This is a genomic window from Flavihumibacter sp. ZG627 (assembly GCF_000814325.1).
In the GTDB taxonomy this organism is placed as follows: domain Bacteria; phylum Bacteroidota; class Bacteroidia; order Chitinophagales; family Chitinophagaceae; genus Flavihumibacter.
This window is the reverse complement of the sequence record NZ_JPHF01000004.1, coordinates 106,890-124,097: the sequence shown is the minus strand read 5'-3', so window position 1 is coordinate 124,097 and position 17,208 is coordinate 106,890. Positions and strand designations below refer to the sequence as shown.

The window sequence follows — 17,208 nt, the reverse complement described above, 5'->3', positions numbered from 1 at the left end:
AAAGTTCCACCCTACCTATATTTTGCTATTTTTGTGCGCATTTTAAAAAGAGGATAGCAATTATGCGGACGATACAAATGGTTGACCTGAAGCAGCAATACCTTCATATTAAAGAAGAAGTAGATGCGGCTATTCATGAGGTGCTTGATAGTGTTTCTTTTATTAACGGGAAGGCAGTGCAGGATTTTGGAAGCTCCCTTGCATCCTACCTAGATGTTAAACATGTGATTCCCTGTGCTAACGGTACTGATGCTTTGCAGATTGCCATGATGGCTTTGGATCTGCAACCCGGAGACGAAGTAATTACACCTTCTTTTACTTATATCGCCACAACAGAAGTAGTGGCTTTACTGAAACTGAAGCCGGTATTTGTAGACGTTGATCCCAAGACCTTCTGCCTTGATCCTGTTGCATTGGAAAAAAGTATCACCTCCAAAACAAAAGCAATTGTACCTGTACACCTGTATGGGCAGGCAGCTGATATGGAGGCAATTATGGAGATCGCCCGCAAATACAATCTGTATGTGATAGAGGATAATGCGCAGGCTATTGGAAGTGATTATATTTTCAGGGATGGCCGGAAACAGAAGACCGGGTCAATCGGAACAATTGGATGTACCTCATTTTTCCCTTCCAAGAATCTGGGCTGTTATGGTGATGGCGGAGCAATGTGTACGAATGATGATGAGCTTGCCGGTAAACTGAGGATGATTGCAAATCATGGACAGAGCAAACGATATTACCATGATGTTGTAGGTTGTAATAGTCGCCTTGATAGTATTCAGGCAGCGGTATTGAATATAAAATTACCCAAGCTGGATGCTTATATAGGTGCCCGACGCGAGGCGGCAGATCATTATGACAGGGCTTTTGCTGCCTGTAATAAGATCACCACTCCTTTCCGGGCTCTTAACAACAAGCACGTTTTTCATCAATATACCCTGTTGCTGGAAGGTGTAGACCGGAATGCGCTGAATCAATTTCTGGCTGATAACCAGATCCCATCCATGATTTATTACCCTGTACCGGCTCACCAGCAGGAGATGTTCGCTTCATTTGGGGGCTCGGCATACAATTTGCCTGTGACCGATTGGCTGACGGAAAGGGTCATTTCTCTCCCAATGCATACAGAACTCGACCAGGAGCAATTGGAATATATCAGCTCCAAAGTTCTTGAGTTCGTTAACAGATAACTAAATCACTCCTTTTATAATATGAAAATTGCAGTTGTAGGAACCGGATATGTTGGACTCGTTACCGGAACCTGTTTCGCGGAAACAGGTAATGAAGTTATTTGCGTGGATATAGACAAGCGTAAAGTGGATATGCTGACCAATGGTGAGATCACCATATATGAACCAGGTCTTGAGAATCTTTTTCTTCGTAACCAGAAGGAGGGGAGGCTCAGCTTTACTACTGACCTGGCTGAAGGGATCAAAGATGCAAGGATAGTTTTCCTGGCCCTGCCTACACCACCGGGTGAGGATGGGTCCGCAGATTTAAAGTATGTACTTGGAGTAGCTGAAGATATTGGCAAGCTCCTTACTGACTATAAAGTGCTAGTTGATAAAAGTACAGTGCCTGTTGGAACAGCTGAAAAGGTACGTGCGGCCGTGGCAAAAAATTATTCCGGCGAGTTTGACGTTGTTTCCAACCCGGAATTCCTTCGTGAAGGAGTTGCGGTTGAAGACTTTATGAAACCTGACAGGGTAGTGATCGGTACCAGCTCAGACCGCGGAAGAAAACTAATGGGAGAATTGTATGCCCCTTTTGTTCGTTCAGGTAATCCAGTTATATATATGGATGAAAGATCCGCAGAACTGACAAAATACGCGGCCAACTCATTCCTTGCTACCAAAATTTCATTTATGAATGAGGTTGCGCAGCTATGTGAGAGGTTAGGCGCAGATGTTGATATGGTTCGCCTGGGTATTGGTAGTGATGACAGAATTGGTAAAAGATTTCTTTTTCCTGGCATAGGTTATGGTGGTTCCTGCTTTCCCAAAGATGTGCAGGCTCTCGTAAGATCTTCCAGCGAAGTAGATTACGATTTTCAGATCCTCAATGCTGTGATGGATGTAAATGAAAAACAGAAACTGCATCTGATGCCTAAGATCCGAAACTATTTCAATGGGGAACTTTCCGGGAAGCATTTTGCTATATGGGGACTTGCATTCAAACCAAATACCGACGATATCCGTGAGGCACCAGCATTATATATGATAGATGAGTTGTTAGCTGAACGCGCAACGGTGACTGTATTTGACCCCGAAGCCATGAAGAATGTAAAACAAGTTGTTGGGGAAAAGATCAGTTATGCGGATAATCAGTATGATGCCTTAAAGGGCGCGGATGCCCTGATAATTGCAACTGAATGGAATGAGTTCCGGTCGCCCGATTTCCTCAAAATAGTTACACACCTTAAGAATAAGATCATCTTCGATGGGCGTAATCTTTTTGATGTTACTGCTATCGCTGAATTAGGATTCCACTATGAAAGCATCGGACGTAAACCGGTGTCTCAAAAAAAATAACTCCACAATGTCCCGTAAAAGAGTTTTGATCACCGGAGCGGCTGGCTTTCTAGGTTCCCACCTTTGCGATCGTTTTATTAAGGAGGGCTTTCATGTTATTGGCATGGATAACCTGATCACCGGAGACCTGAAAAATATAGAACATTTATTCAGACTTGAACAGTTTGAATTTTATAATCATGATGTAAGTAAGTTTATCCATGTTCCGGGTGAACTTGATTATATATTGCATTTTGCATCACCCGCAAGTCCAATAGATTATCTCAAAATACCAATCCAGACGTTGAAGGTTGGTGCACTTGGAACCCATAATTGCCTTGGTCTTGCCAAAGCCAAGCAGGCACGCATTTTAGTGGCGTCTACTTCTGAAGTTTATGGCGATCCACTTGTTCATCCACAAACAGAGGATTACTGGGGTAATGTAAATCCAGTTGGCCCAAGGGGTGTGTATGATGAAGCGAAGCGTTTTATGGAATCCATTACTATGGCTTACCATACTTTTCATAATGTGGAAACAAGAATCATAAGGATTTTCAATACTTACGGACCAAGGATGCGATTGAATGATGGCAGGGCACTCCCCGCTTTTATAGGGCAGGCCTTGAGAGGAGAAGACCTGACTGTGTTTGGTGATGGTTCTCAAACCAGGTCTTTTTGTTATGTAGATGATTTGGTGGAAGGCATATACAGATTGTTGATGAGCGATTATGCATATCCGGTTAACATCGGCAATCCTGATGAGATATCACTTAAGGAATTTGCAGAGGAGATTATAAAACTTACAGGCACCAGGCAAAAGATTGTTTACCGTGATCTTCCTGTTGATGACCCCAAACAACGACAGCCTGATATTACAAGAGCAAAAAATTTACTGGGTTGGCAACCAAAAGTAAATAGGGCGGATGGTGTTCGTATAACATATGAGTATTTCAAATCTCTTCCCCATGAAGAGCTCTTCAAACAACCGAAGGAGTTTAAAAGCTTACACAAATGAAAATTTACCAGGACCTCCTAGATAAGAATTCAAAGCTGGCTGTAATTGGATTAGGATATGTAGGATTACCCCTTGCACTGGAGTTTGCGAAAAAATGTTCAGTGATAGGCTTTGATATCAATCCACGCCGGGTTGAAATGATGAGAAATGGAATAGACCCTAGTAAGGAAGTTGGTCCCGACGCATTCAGGGACAGGGATATTATTTTTACTGACGACCTTGAAGTGTTGAGAACAGCAAAATTCTTTGTGGTAGCAGTACCAACTCCCGTTGATAAATTTCATGTTCCCGATCTTAAACCTTTGATCGGAGCATCTACTACTGTTGGATCAGTTTTAAAGAAAGGGGATTATGTGGTTTATGAATCAACCACCTACCCGGGTTGTACTGAAGAAGATTGCCTTCCAATTCTTGAAAAACTATCGGGCCTTAGGCTTGGAGAAGATTTTAAACTGGGCTATTCTCCTGAAAGAATCAATCCTGGAGATAAGAAAAATACCTTGCGCACAGTCGTGAAAGTTGTTTCGGGTTCTGATGAGGAAGCATTAGATGAAATTGCAAAAACATATGAGCTGGTTGTAGATGCAGGTGTTCATCGCGCACAAACGATCAAAGTTGCGGAAGCTTCGAAAATTGTTGAGAATACGCAGCGTGATATGAATATCGCCCTCATGAATGAACTATCACTCATTTTTGACAGAATGGGAATCAATACATATGAAGTAATTGAAGCTGCAGGTACAAAGTGGAACTTCCTGAAATTTCAGCCTGGATTAGTGGGTGGTCATTGCATTGGCGTAGATCCCTATTACCTTACTCACAAGGCGGCATCGCTTGGCTACCAGAGCAGGGTTATTGCTGCAAGCAGGTTCATTAATGATGATATGGCGAAATACTTGGCCAGAAAGATTATTAAATATGTGTTACGGAATTCCGACAATCCACGTGTATTGGTGAAAGGAGTTACTTTTAAAGAGAATGTAAGTGATATCAGAAACTCAAAAATTGTTGATACAGTTGAAGAACTTTTAGCATTTAATATTCATGTGGATGTTGAAGACCCTTATGCTGAGCATGGGGAGGTAAAAGAGGAATATGGTCTTCAGCTTGCACGTTCAGGAGGAAAAGAATATGATGCGGTTATCATTACCGTTCCTCATGAACAATATCTTAGTCACGATGATGCTTTCTTCGCTGGAATCACTCGTGAACATGGAGTGATTGTAGACCTTAAAGGTATTTACCGCGGTAAAATTAATTCACGTTTATACTGGAGTTTGTAATGAATAATATTAAGAAAACCTTATTGGTTACGGGTGGTGCCGGATTTATAGGTTCACATGTGGTCAGGTTATTTGTAAACAAATACCCAGATTATCTGATAGTCAACCTTGACGCCCTGACTTATGCGGGCAACCTTGAAAACCTCAAGGATGTGGAGGCTAAAGAGAATTATATTTTTGAGAAAGCCGATATCACTGATGAGCCAAGGATGCAGGAATTATTTGATCAGTACAAGTTTGATGGCGTAATCCATCTTGCAGCCGAAAGCCATGTAGACAGAAGTATCCTTGACCCCCTCCAATTCGTAAGGACAAATGTTCTGGGCACAGTGAATCTGTTAAATGTGGCCCGGAAATTCTGGAATGGAAATTTCGAAGGGAAGCGTTTCTACCATGTTAGTACTGATGAGGTGTATGGTTCCCTTGGTGAAGAGGGTTTTTTCACCGAAGAAACTGCGTATGATCCCCGATCACCCTACTCAGCATCTAAAGCATCTTCAGACCATTTTGTAATGGCCTATTTTCATACTTATCACTTGCCAGTAGTGATGAGTAATTGCTCGAACAATTATGGGTCACATCATTTCCCGGAAAAGCTTATTCCGCTTATGATAAATAATATCCGGAACAATAAACCCTTGCCTGTTTATGGGAAAGGGGAGAACGTTCGGGATTGGCTATATGTGGAGGATCATGCCAGGGCCATAGACGTAATTTTTCATAATGGCAGGGAAGGAGAAAAGTATAATGTGGGTGGGTTTAATGAGTGGAAAAATATTGACCTGGTTCATCTGTTGTGCAGGATTATGGACACAAAACTGGGAAGAGAGGAAGGCGAATCAGCGAAACTCATCAGCTATGTTACTGATCGGCCTGGTCATGATCTGCGTTACGCAATTGATGCTACTAAATTAAATAAAGAACTCGGCTGGAGCCCTTCTCTCCAATTTGAAGAAGGGTTGGAGAAAACGGTAGACTGGTATCTCCGGAATGAAGAATGGATAAACCATATAACCAGCGGCAATTACAAGCATTACTACGAAACCCAGTACGATCAACGATAATTATGGCATTCATAGAAACGGGATTACCCGGATTAATTGTTTATGAGCCCCGCGTTTTCGGAGATGACCGTGGCTATTTTTTTGAATCATATAATGAGGCGGTTTTTGCCGCAATGGGATTGGAAATGCGGTTTGTGCAGGACAACCAGGCACGATCGGTATATGGTGTGGTCAGAGGTCTTCATTTTCAAAAACCTCCATATTCCCAAACTAAGCTTATCCGCGCAATTGAAGGAAGTATACTTGATGTGGTGGTAGATTGCAGAAAAGATTCACCAACGTTTGGAAATGCTTATTCCATCGAATTATCAGCTGAAAATAAAAAACAGCTGTTGGTGCCCAAAGGCTTTGCTCACGGGTATTCCGTGATCAGTCCATTTGCTGAAGTGATGTATAAATGTGATGCATTTTACAATAAAGAATCAGAAGGTGGTGTGTTGTTTAATGATCCCGGCTTGAGTATCGATTGGAAGGTTCCAGGCGATAAAATGATTCTTTCAGAAAAGGATAAGCTGTACCCTGTGTTTGCAGATGTTGATCATTGCTTTACTTTGCATTCATGAAAAAGATATTGGTAACTGGTTCGGGCGGACAACTTGGAACTGAGATACGGCAGCTATCAGCCTTCTATCCCGGCTTTCAATTTATTTTTGCCGATAGTGAAACCTTACCTATTGACAAAGAGGCTTTTGTTGAGTCCTATATTAGTTCCCATAAGCCGGATTATTGCATCAATTGTGCTGCATATACCGCAGTGGATAAGGCTGAAACAGAGGTAGAGAAAGCAAATCAGATCAATGGTACTGCTGTCGGATACCTTGCAAAATCCCTCAATAAAAATGGGGGTCGTCTGATTCACATTTCAACCGATTATGTTTTTGATGGCAGTGCATCCAAGCCACTGAAGGAGACCGATAAAGTTCATCCCCTTGGAATATACGGGTCATCTAAATTAAAAGGTGAGGAGCTCGCTATGGATTATGCTCCTGACAGCATTATACTTCGTACTTCATGGGTATACTCTGCATATGGTAATAATTTTGTGAAGACAATGCTGCGACTAATGAGTCAGCGTGAGGAATTAAATGTGGTGGCAGATCAGATTGGATCACCTACTTACGCTGCAGATCTGGCAAAAGCTATTCTGGATATTATAGTACAACTTGACGACCTGGAACAATCAGCAAGCCTGGGCGGAATTTATCATTATTCAAATGATGCCAACATCAGTTGGTATGATTTTGCATTAGCCATCAAAGAACTTTCAGGAAGCAAATGCAAAATTAATCCGATAGCTTCTACTGAGTACCCTACTCCAGCAGCAAGGCCCGCATACAGTGTATTTGATAAGCAGAAGATCAGCAAAGTTTTCGGATTGCCTATTTTGAACTGGAAAGAGAGTCTGCAGATCTGTATGCTCCAGTTGCAACAGTATCTTGCATGATCACTGATAACAATAATGACATTATGGTTACCAATTTCATTGACCAATTAGATACTATAATAGATTCTGTTGATCTTCATGCACGATGGTTGAATACATTATCTATGCTGGAAAATGCCGGGGCGAGAAAGATCAAGCAATGTGAGCATCCTGTTTTTGTTCCGGAAGATATCCTGAAGCATGCTGCCGAAGAATCGAGACATGCCTGGTATCTGAAGAAACAACTCCGTAAACTTGGGGCAGGTTTATGTCCCACTTATGAACCTCAATACCTTTTAGCACCATTAACCAGTATGCGTTATCTGCATCGTCTGGATGTACTGGTTTGCAGGTATCTTAAAACTGAACACGATTTCCGAGGTGATAAACTAAAGTATTCTGCCTACCTGTTGGTAACCTATGCCATTGAAGTTAGAGCAGACGAACTTTACCCCGTTTACCAGCAGGTATTAAGATCTCGAAAAAGTAGTATCAGTGTTTATAATATTATAACAGAAGAGCAACAGCATCTGGCTTCAATGGAAGAACAACTGCAGAAACTTTCTCTAAAATGGAAGGAACTTTGTGATTATGCCTGCAATCAGGAAGCTAAACTTTACGAAGAGTGGAGATCTGAGGTAATGGATGATGTTGGCCGGTTGGTTGTATGAAATAAAAAAGGACAAATTGATTAATCAATTTGTCCTTTTGTTGGCCTACCAGGATTCGAACCTAGACAAACAGAACCAAAATCTGTCGTACTACCATTATACTATAGGCCAATCCGTCCCAAATGGGAGTGCAAAAATAATAGGCAGCGTCCTTTCCGCCAAAAAATTCTCTGAAAAATCTCTTTTTGTTACACACATCAGCGTGCATAGCTATCAACTTTGCCCATTCGGTGTTTAGAATTAGATTTATTGAAAATCAGCACCATGGAAAATACCGGAAGAAGGGGATTTCTGGCAGGGATATCAAAAATTGGGCTTGGAACCCTTATGGCCTCTTTCTCTGAACCTGCATGGAGCAGGCAACTTGAGAGAAGTCTTTCTCAATTCCGCCAGTATAATTCTACTCAGATCGCTGAAGAGGAAGATTTCTGGTACTCAATCCAACAAGCCTATACTGTTTCGTCATCAATTATTAATCTAAACAATGGGGGTGTTAGCCCCAGCCCAAAAATTGTGCAGGATGCCATGAAGCGTTACCACGACTTCAGTAATGAGGCCCCGAGTTATTATATGTGGCGCATCCTTGACCAGGGACGTGAGCCTCTGCGCAGGAACCTGGCGTTGATGGCCGGATGTGAACAGGATGAGATAGCTATTCAGCGCAACGCATCCGAAGCCCTTGAAACAGTTATCTTCGGACTTCCTCTTAAAGCTGGTGATGAGGTAGTACTTAGCAAACAGGATTATCCAAATATGATAAATGCCTGGAAGCAACGCGAACTTCGGGATGGTATAAGGTTGGTATGGGTTAATCTTGAATTGCCCAGCGAGGATAATGAGTATCTTACTGAACAGTACACGAAAGCATTTACTGCTCGTACCAGGGTGGTGCATGTAACGCATATAATCAACTGGAATGGACAGATATTACCGGTAAGAAAAATCTCGGATGCGGCTAAACAAAAAGGAATCGAGGTTGTAGTTGATGGGGCTCACAGTTTTGCCCATTTTCAATTTTCTATTCCAGATCTGGGAGCAGATTATTTTGGAACCAGCCTTCACAAATGGTTGGGTGCTTGCATAGGGAGTGGACTTCTTTATGTTAAGAAGGATAAGATCGCTAAATTATATCCCCTATTTGGTTCACCGGATGCAGTTAGTGGTGATATCCGAAAATTTGAAAATTTGGGAACAAGGCCATTTTTCATAGAACAGGCAATCGGTAAGGCAATTGAATTTCACCAGATGATTGGTGCAGATCGAAAAGAGAAACGACTGCATTACCTGAAAAATTACTGGATGAATAAAGTGAAGGATTTACCAGGCATACAACTGGGTACTTCACTCCGGGAGGGTTTCGGTTGTGCGATAGGGTTGGTTGGTGTTAAAGATCGTAAGCCTGCTGAATTAGATCAGTTTTTATTCAATGAATATAAGATCCACACTGTTGGAATTGAGTGGGAAAATATTAAAGGCGTGCGGATTACACCTAATGTTTATACGACCACCAAACAGCTTGACATACTTGTGGCTGCCATCGAAAAATTTACAAAGAAAAAAAATTAGTGCTTATACAGCCCTGACCAGATAATAATTTTTCTTTCCTTTCTGTACTAATAAATATTTACCTGTAAGAAAATTTGTTGGGGTCAGTTTTGTCTCCACTGTTTCGACTTTTATTTTATTGATACTTATGCCACCGCTTTGAACCACCTTCCTGGCTTCGCCTTTACTTGGAAATATACCAGTTTCAGCAAGGAAACTCACAATATCAATACCCTGATCAAAAGTTGATTTCGCATAATCATGGGTAGGAACACCTTCCAATACCTGGAGAAGTTGCTCTTCATTAAGCCTTGCAAGCACATCCCTAGTTGCATTGCCAAAGAGTATTTCTGAAGCATTCACAGCAAATTCATATTCTTCATTACCATGAACAAATCTGGTGATCTCTTCAGATAGCTTTTTCTGTAGTATTCTATGGTGTGGCGCTTCCTGGTGTGAAGAAATTATTTGCTCAATTTCATTCTTTGTAAGAAAAGTAAATATGCGTATCCATTTAATGGCATCTTCATCGGATGCATTCAGCCAGAACTGGTAGAACTGATAGGGGGATGTTTTTGAAGGATCCAACCACACATTACCCTTTTCAGTTTTGCCGAACTTTCCGCCGTCGGCTTTAGTGAGCAACGGGCAGGTGAATGCGAATGCCTCACCACTACACATTCTTCTGATCAATTCAGTCCCGGTGGTAATATTACCCCACTGGTCACTGCCACCCATCTGAAGTTTGCAGTTTTTGTGCTGGTACAGCCAATAGAAATCGTATCCCTGAATAAGTTGATAAGTGAATTCTGTAAAACTGATGCCACTATTCCCTTCAATTCGTTTACGTACACTGTCCTTTGACATCATATAATTAACCGTAATATGTTTGCCGACGTCCCGAATAAAGTCAAGGAAACTTATGTTCCTGAACCAATCATAATTGTTCACTATTTCTGCATTATTGGGGAGGCTGGTGTCAAAGTCAAGATATTTTTCGAGTTGGCGCTGAATACCAGCCTGGTTTTTTTGCAGGGTGGCTTCATCCAACATCTTTCTCTCTTCCGCCTTAAAAGAAGGATCGCCCACCATTCCGGTGGCACCGCCCACAAGGGCGTAGGGTTTATGGCCAGCCAGTTGCAGGTGACGAAGCAACAAAATCGGCACAAGGCTGCCGATATGCAAACTATCCGCGGTGGGGTCAAAGCCAATATAAGCTGAGGTCATCTCTTTGTTTAGCTGTTCTTCTGTTCCGGGCATAATATCCTGCAACATGCCCCTCCACCGTAATTCTTCTATTAATTTCATAAAAACGCTGCAATTTGCAGCAAAACTAACGCAATAATAGCAACCCCGCCAGAGGCAATATTCCTCCCCTCCGGTCGTTACTGTTCATTAGCGTTATTATTGCTTATCCAGAAAGTTGAGTCATGATATTGAAGATCAAAAGCCTGATCCTGCTGTTTATAATTCTGCCCTCAGTTCTGCTGGCACAATTCCGGAAATATTCCAATGAATTCCTCAATATCGGCGCTGGTGCAAGGGCACTTGCCATGGGATCTGCCCAGGTTGCCTCAGTATCAGATGGAACTTCCGGATACTGGAATCCCGCCGCCCTGGTTCATGTGAAAGTACAACCCCAGGTGAATATCATGCATGCTGAATATTTTGCCGGTATCGGAAAATATGATTTTGCTAATGTTGCCATTCCCTTGAAAGATGGAAAAAGAACTATCGGCATTTCAGTGCTCCGTTTTGCAGTTGACGATATCCCCAATACTGTATTCCTTGTGGATCCCGATGGCCGTATCAATTTTGATAATATCACTACATTTTCTTCTGCGGATTATGCTTTTCTGTTTTCTTACGCACAGCAGTTAAAGGACCTTGGCCCGGATAAGAAGCTTAATATGGGATTTAATGCCAAAGTAATCCATCGTAAAGCAGGTGATTTTGCAACTTCATGGGGGTTTGGTTTTGATGCAGGTTTACAATATATCAATAAGAGAATACAGGTGGGATTGGTTGCACGTGATGTTACAACCACATTCAATGCCTGGTCTTATAGTATCAATGATAAAATGCGGGAGGTTTTCTATGTTACCCAGAATGAAATTCCCGTTAAATCCACAGAATTAACCGCTCCTAAGTTAATAGGAGGGGCTTCTTATAATTTCAGGATCAACAAGTCGGTGAATTTACTGGCTGAGGCGAATCTTGATTTCACATTTGATGGGAGGAGAAATACAGTAATCAGTTCGAGCGCAATAAGTGTAGATCCAAAACTTGGTTTGGAAGCATCCATAAAGAATGTCTTTTTCGTACGTGCAGGCATAAGTAATTTCCAAAAGGCTCTTGAAGATGAAGATAGTACTTACACAAAAAAAGTTTGGATCTACCAACCAGCAATGGGGGCAGGTTTCAGGTTACAGAATGTGATGATCGATTATGCATTCACCAATCTTGCAAATCAGTCAAACCCATTATATACACATGTCTTCTCTTTAAAGCTTGACATGGTTAAAAAGAATAAAAAAAAGTAAGCGATTAGCATATGCAAAAAAAATGTAGCATTAGTTTCCGGAGAATATGCGTCCTGCTGTTGCTTGTCTTTTCATTTGACGGCGTAATATTCGCGCAAACCTTCAATAACGAATGGATCAATTACAATAACACGTATTATAAATTTTCCGTTGGAAAAGACAGTCTTTATCGTATCAGTAAATCTACACTCACTGCATATGGATTAGGCGCTGTTTCTGCTGAACATTTTCGGTTATATAGAAATGGGAAAGAAGTTCCTATTTATACTTCCGTTCCAATGGGTCAATTGCCCGATAATGGATATATTGAATTCTGGGGATTAGCGAATGATGGCGAATCGGATCGGGAACTCTACAGAAATCCTGCTTACCAGCATACTGCTAAATATAATTTGCATTCTGATAGTGCCGCCTATTTCCTTACAGTTGAAACTTCTTCAATTAATAAAAGGTTTATAGATGTAGCCAATGATTTAAGTGGAAATTCAATACCTCCTGAAGCTTATTTTTATCATAAGGCTGCTTTATATTTCAAAGAACAGATCAATCCGGGATTGTCTGCTAATGCAGGCGAGAATGTGTACTCTTCTGCATATGACAGAGGTGAATTCTGGAGCAGTTGGGAGATCCGGGAAAGAGAAACCCGCACAGTTGTTTTCCCAAATCTTCGGGCAATTCCAAATGGTCCTGATGCCACTTTAAGATATGGTGCATTTGGTAATACAGGTAAAACCAGAAGAGTTCGCGTAGCCTTGAACAATACTCAACTGGAAGAGAGGCAGATGGATTTCTATACCGACATGATCCGTTCAGTGAGTTTCCAGTCTTCACTTCTGTCGGCTGCGTCAGCTTCCGTGGCTGTTACTGATGTACAGCCCCCTAAACCGGCTGGTGCTGATCCCTACCTCGACAGGATGGTTCTATCCTTCATCGAATTGACGTATGCCCGTGAGTTTGATTTTGATGGCAAAGGGCAGTTCTATTTTGAAATGGAACCTCGTACTGATGGTTATTATTTTGAAATTAGAAACTTTAACGGTAATGGCATTGCCCCGGTTCTTTATGACCTGGAAACACAGGAACGATATACCGGAAATATTGAGCAGACGGGTCTCGTCCGATTTCGATTGAATGGAAGTTCACGTGCCCGTAAAATGGTTGTCGTAAACCAGTCGCCTGCTTATGCTTCACCAATAAATACATTGACAGAACGAAAATTTGTCAACTACTCCAATGCCAGCGTGCAGGGGAATTATATTTTTATCAGCCATCCTAAATTGTCCAACGGAGCATCTGGCAGAAATCCGGTGGATGAATACCGGGCATACAGAAGCAGTGCTGTGGGAGGATCTTATAATGGCAGAATTTATGACATCCACGAATTAACAGATCAGTTTGCATTCGGGACTAAAGGCCACCCGTCCTCTATTCGGAATTTTCTCCGATATGCAAAGGCGAATTTCGGCCAGGGTATTTCAAAAGTTCTGCTTTTGGGGAAGGGAGTCAACTATACGGCATACCGGAATATAGACTGGAACACCGGGGTATATTCCGATCAACCGGAATTGGAGAATCTGAACCTGGTACCAACTTTTGGTTTTCCTGGTTCAGATAATATGCTTACGACCAGTAATATCACCAGTTCAAAACCGGAATTGGAGATTGGAAGAATTTCGGTTATCAGTGCAACCGAACTGGCTGATTATTTCGAAAAGGTAAAAGAGTATGAACAGCTCCAACGTTCTGCACCCAATACCGTTGATGGAAGGCTTTGGATGAAGAACATGCTTCATATTACGGGTGCCAGTAGTTCACTGCTTGCTGGTCCACTCTGTAACTTTGTAAACAAGTACAAGAACATTATTGAAGATACCCTGGCAGGAGCACGGGTGGAAGTCCTATGTAAGGATGTTTCAGGTGAAGTTGATCAATCGGGTTCACAACGTGTTCGTGAGCTTTTTGAAGAGGGACTTAGCATGGTGACCTATTTCGGTCATTCTTCTTCAACAACACTTGAGTTCAGTATTGAAAATCCCGATGCCTATAACAATACCGGCAAATACCCGGTTTTTTCCGTTAATGGTTGTGATGCCGGCGATTTTTTCCGCTACAGTCCGCAAAGATTACTTGAAACCCAAACCCTGACAGAGAAATTTACACTTGCCAGGCAGAAAGGCGGCATTGCCTTTATTGCCAGTACCCATTTCGGGCTGATGAACTTTCTTGACACTTATCTTGAGGCATTTTACAAGCGTATGGGTGTAACTGATTATGGAGCTACATTGGGACAGTTGATGGTTGATGCGCTTGATGATATGAGCGATTATTATGGAGATAACTATTTTGCCCGTACACATACTGAACAGATTTCTCTTCATGGTGATCCGGCCCTGGTCATGAATTTCCAGGAAAAGCCTGATTATATGATTGAAGAATCACTCATACAGCTTGAGTCAAATTTCATATCAATCTCAGATCAAAACTTTAAGCTGAAGGTTAAGTTTTTTAACCTGGGTAAGGCAGTTGGAGACTCCCTGCATGTGCTGATTAAAAGATCGAATGCTGATGGAACCAGTACTACTTTGTATGATCAAAAAAGACCAGCTGTTCTATATGCTGATTCATTGGAATTTACTCTCCCGGTGAATGCACTTACTGATAAAGGGCAGAATAGTATCAGTGTTGTTTTAGATGGTATAGCCCAGATACCGGAGATGGATGAAGGGAATAATGCAATTTCTAAGAATTTCTTCATATTTGAAGATGAACTGACACCAGTATTCCCTTACCAATATGCGATCGTTTCAAATCCATCGCAAAAGTTATTCGCATCTACTGCAGATCCTTTTAGTGGTATGAAACAATATGTGATGGAGATTGATACAACGGAATTATTTAGTTCCCCTCTAAAGAAAACAATCACCCTTTCATCTGTGGGAGGTTTGCTTGAATTTGACCCACAACTTACATATTCAGACAGCACTGTTTATTACTGGCGAACTGCACTTATACCTGCAAGCGGACAGGAATATTTTTGGAATACAAGCTCCTTCTTTTTCAGAAATACTGAGCAGGAGGGGTTTTCCCAATCGCATTACTTTCAGCATCTTAATTCTGACGTCGAGCAGATATTTATTGATACCGTTACCCGTCACTGGAAATTTGGTAACAGGGATAATGATCTTTTTATAAGGCAGGCAACCTACCCCACAGCATCAGCTGAACAGGCTGATTTTGCCATCATTGTAAACAATGAAGAACCTACCGGGGCAGGATGTATTTATGACGAACTCATCTTTCATGTTTTCGACCGGAATACTTTCAAGTTGTGGGACAATAAGATAACAGGTGGTGTTGGTCTTTACAATAGTTATAACTCTAATTGTGGTGTGGGAAGGGCACATAATTTTGAATATAGGGTTAACACCCGCGACTGGAGAAAAAGGGCAATGGATTTCATTGACCTTATACCAGAAGGATCCTATGTACTCGTGCGGAACAATAATAACCCTGAGTTTACAGGCAACACCTATCCCGATGTCTGGAGGGCGGATACCGCCGCATTTGGATCAGGGAATTCATTATATCATAAACTCCTAGATCAGGGCTTCACACAAATTGATAGCTTCAATCGTTCACGTGCCTGGGTGTTTTTCTTCCGAAAGAATGACAGGAACGGTTTTACTCCGGTGATGAAATTTTCCACTGGTATTTATGACAAACTGGCTTTTGGTATAGTTGCACCTACACCACAAACATCCGGTATTATAACCTCCCCGGCTTTTGGTCCGGCAAAACAATGGAAATCACTTCGTTGGAATGGCAGCCAGGTGGAAGAACCAGGTAAGGATGAGGTGAAGATTTCGATTATAGGACTGAAACCCGATAATAGCGAGACGATATTAAAGGAGATAGGGATTAATGAAAAAAATGTTGATATATCCGAAATTGATGCCCGCTTATATCCTTTCCTGAAGCTTCGCATGGTAAATACTGATACTGCCAATAACACACCATACCAGCTTCAATATTGGAGATTGATCTATGATCCTATTCCTGAAGGAGCTGTTGCCCCTAATTTGTTTTTCAACACTAAGGATACTGTTGAATTAGGGGAGCAGGTGAGTTTAGGTATTGCTTTTAAGAATGTCAGTAAGGTTTTTTTTGACAGTCTGAAGGTCAAAGTAATTATTACGGATAAGGATAATGTTCCCCATGAATTGCCTCTGGCATTGATGAGACCATTAATAAGTGGTGATACTATTCGGTTCCAGTACAGTATTGATACAAAGAATTTCCCTGGTGCCAATACTATATACATTGACTTCAATCCGGATGGTCACCAACCGGAGCAATACCATTTTAATAATTTTATTTTCCGAAATCTATTTGTAAAAGGGGATGAGATCAATCCATTGATGGATGTAACTTTTGATGGAACGCATATTCTTAGTGGGGATATAGTATCTGCAAGACCGCATATCCAGATCAAATTGAAGGACGAGTCAAAATTCAGACTTCTAAATGATACATCGCTGATGACTGTGAAAGTGAAGTATCCGAATGGCGTTGTTAAACAATTCAGATTCGATAATGATACTATAAGGTTTACACCAGCTGTGAATACAGAAGATAATACTGCTACTATTGATTTCAGGCCATCCTTTACAGAAGTATTCAATGAGGAGGGTGATTTTTATGAATTGATTGTTTCCGGTAAAGATGCAAGTGACAATCCAGCCGGTAAAATTGATTACTCGGTAGAATTCCTTGTGATCAGCAAACCAATGATCTCCAATCTGTTGAATTATCCAAATCCATTTACAACTTCTACTGCATTTGTATTTACCCTTACCGGTAGTGAGGTGCCTACAAATTTCAAGATCCAGATTCTCACGGTTACTGGTAAGATCGTTAAAGAAATTACAGGTGCAGAACTGGGTCCCATCAGGATAGGCAGGAATATTTCTGAGTATAAATGGGATGGTACTGACCAATTTGGACAACGTCTCGCTAATGGCGTTTATCTATATAGGGTCATAACCAGCCTTAATGGTAAAAAAATGGACAAATACAAGGCTGAAGGTGACCGGACCGACCAATTCTTCAATCGTGGTTATGGAAAAATGTACCTGATGCGCTAATCGCTAT

General features: G+C 41.5%; 12 protein-coding genes and 1 tRNA gene. 11 read left to right on the top strand and 2 right to left on the bottom strand.

Going from position 1 to position 17,208, the window contains the following annotated elements; translation table 11 throughout:
* Nucleotides 1-62: 62 nt before the first annotated feature.
* From HY58_RS10085 to HY58_RS10050, 8 genes are read left to right on the top strand one after another with little or no spacing between them, the layout of a single operon-like run.
* Complete coding sequence (locus HY58_RS10085) at nt 63-1,193, top strand: DegT/DnrJ/EryC1/StrS aminotransferase family protein (protein ID WP_039131385.1); 1,131 nt, start codon at nt 63-65, stop codon at nt 1,191-1,193.
* A gap of 21 nt (nt 1,194-1,214) precedes the next feature.
* Complete coding sequence (locus tag HY58_RS10080; protein WP_039131383.1) at nt 1,215-2,534, top strand: UDP-glucose/GDP-mannose dehydrogenase family protein; 1,320 nt, start codon at nt 1,215-1,217, stop codon at nt 2,532-2,534.
* Nucleotides 2,535-2,541: 7 nt separating this feature from the next.
* Nucleotides 2,542-3,528: a UDP-glucuronic acid decarboxylase family protein gene (locus HY58_RS10075; RefSeq protein WP_039131993.1), complete on the top strand. Its 987-nt coding sequence runs from the start codon at nt 2,542-2,544 to the stop codon at nt 3,526-3,528.
* Nucleotides 3,525-4,811, top strand: a complete 1,287-nt coding sequence (locus tag HY58_RS10070; protein WP_253271542.1) for a nucleotide sugar dehydrogenase — start codon at nt 3,525-3,527, stop codon at nt 4,809-4,811. The genes HY58_RS10075 and HY58_RS10070 overlap by 4 nt, the downstream gene beginning before the upstream one ends.
* Nucleotides 4,811-5,875, top strand: coding sequence for a dTDP-glucose 4,6-dehydratase (gene rfbB, locus HY58_RS10065; protein ID WP_039131382.1), 1,065 nt, complete (start codon nt 4,811-4,813; stop codon nt 5,873-5,875). Before HY58_RS10070 ends, rfbB begins: the two co-directional genes overlap by 1 nt.
* A gap of 2 nt (nt 5,876-5,877) precedes the next feature.
* The gene (rfbC, locus tag HY58_RS10060) at nt 5,878-6,438 is read left to right on the top strand and encodes a dTDP-4-dehydrorhamnose 3,5-epimerase (protein ID WP_039131380.1); all 561 of its coding nucleotides are present in this window, start codon (nt 5,878-5,880) and stop codon (nt 6,436-6,438) included.
* Nucleotides 6,435-7,319, top strand: a complete 885-nt coding sequence (rfbD, locus tag HY58_RS10055) for a dTDP-4-dehydrorhamnose reductase (protein ID WP_039131378.1) — start codon at nt 6,435-6,437, stop codon at nt 7,317-7,319. The genes rfbC and rfbD overlap by 4 nt, the downstream gene beginning before the upstream one ends.
* Nucleotides 7,316-7,969: a hypothetical protein gene (locus HY58_RS10050; protein ID WP_216593792.1), complete on the top strand. Its 654-nt coding sequence runs from the start codon at nt 7,316-7,318 to the stop codon at nt 7,967-7,969. The genes rfbD and HY58_RS10050 overlap by 4 nt, the downstream gene beginning before the upstream one ends.
* 40 nt (nt 7,970-8,009) lie before the next feature.
* Here HY58_RS10050 and HY58_RS10045 read toward each other — a convergent pair.
* Nucleotides 8,010-8,080 (bottom strand) — tRNA-Gln (locus tag HY58_RS10045).
* 153 nt (nt 8,081-8,233) lie between these two features.
* Here HY58_RS10045 and HY58_RS10040 point away from each other — a divergent pair.
* Nucleotides 8,234-9,535, top strand: a complete 1,302-nt coding sequence (locus HY58_RS10040; RefSeq protein WP_039131989.1) for an aminotransferase class V-fold PLP-dependent enzyme — start codon at nt 8,234-8,236, stop codon at nt 9,533-9,535.
* Nucleotides 9,536-9,538: 3 nt separating this feature from the next.
* Here the strand turns inward: HY58_RS10040 and tyrS are convergent, their stop codons facing one another.
* Nucleotides 9,539-10,822 carry a tyrosine--tRNA ligase gene (gene tyrS, locus HY58_RS10035; protein ID WP_039131376.1) on the bottom strand — a complete coding sequence of 428 codons (1,284 nt, stop codon included), beginning with the start codon at nt 10,820-10,822 and terminating at the stop codon, nt 9,539-9,541.
* A 122-nt stretch (nt 10,823-10,944) separates the two neighbouring features.
* Between tyrS and HY58_RS10030 the strand changes: the two genes are divergently transcribed.
* Both HY58_RS10030 and HY58_RS10025 read left to right on the top strand, forming a co-directional pair.
* Nucleotides 10,945-12,057: a PorV/PorQ family protein gene (locus HY58_RS10030; RefSeq protein ID WP_039131374.1), complete on the top strand. Its 1,113-nt coding sequence runs from the start codon at nt 10,945-10,947 to the stop codon at nt 12,055-12,057.
* 11 nt (nt 12,058-12,068) lie between these two features.
* On the top strand, nt 12,069-17,201 hold the full coding sequence (locus HY58_RS10025; RefSeq protein WP_082022124.1) for a C25 family cysteine peptidase: 5,133 nt from the start codon (nt 12,069-12,071) through the stop codon (nt 17,199-17,201).
* Nucleotides 17,202-17,208: the final 7 nt, after the last annotated feature.

Coding starts and splice junctions, on each gene's coding strand:
- HY58_RS10085 (WP_039131385.1), top strand. CDS start 63: ATGCGGACGATACAAATGGTTGACCTGAAGCAGCAATACCTTCATATT.
- HY58_RS10080 (WP_039131383.1), top strand. CDS start 1,215: ATGAAAATTGCAGTTGTAGGAACCGGATATGTTGGACTCGTTACCGGA.
- HY58_RS10075 (WP_039131993.1), top strand. CDS start 2,542: ATGTCCCGTAAAAGAGTTTTGATCACCGGAGCGGCTGGCTTTCTAGGT.
- HY58_RS10070 (WP_253271542.1), top strand. CDS start 3,525: ATGAAAATTTACCAGGACCTCCTAGATAAGAATTCAAAGCTGGCTGTA.
- rfbB (WP_039131382.1), top strand. CDS start 4,811: ATGAATAATATTAAGAAAACCTTATTGGTTACGGGTGGTGCCGGATTT.
- rfbC (WP_039131380.1), top strand. CDS start 5,878: ATGGCATTCATAGAAACGGGATTACCCGGATTAATTGTTTATGAGCCC.
- rfbD (WP_039131378.1), top strand. CDS start 6,435: ATGAAAAAGATATTGGTAACTGGTTCGGGCGGACAACTTGGAACTGAG.
- HY58_RS10050 (WP_216593792.1), top strand. CDS start 7,316: ATGATCACTGATAACAATAATGACATTATGGTTACCAATTTCATTGAC.
- HY58_RS10040 (WP_039131989.1), top strand. CDS start 8,234: ATGGAAAATACCGGAAGAAGGGGATTTCTGGCAGGGATATCAAAAATT.
- tyrS (WP_039131376.1), bottom strand. CDS start 10,822: ATGAAATTAATAGAAGAATTACGGTGGAGGGGCATGTTGCAGGATATT.
- HY58_RS10030 (WP_039131374.1), top strand. CDS start 10,945: ATGATATTGAAGATCAAAAGCCTGATCCTGCTGTTTATAATTCTGCCC.
- HY58_RS10025 (WP_082022124.1), top strand. CDS start 12,069: ATGCAAAAAAAATGTAGCATTAGTTTCCGGAGAATATGCGTCCTGCTG.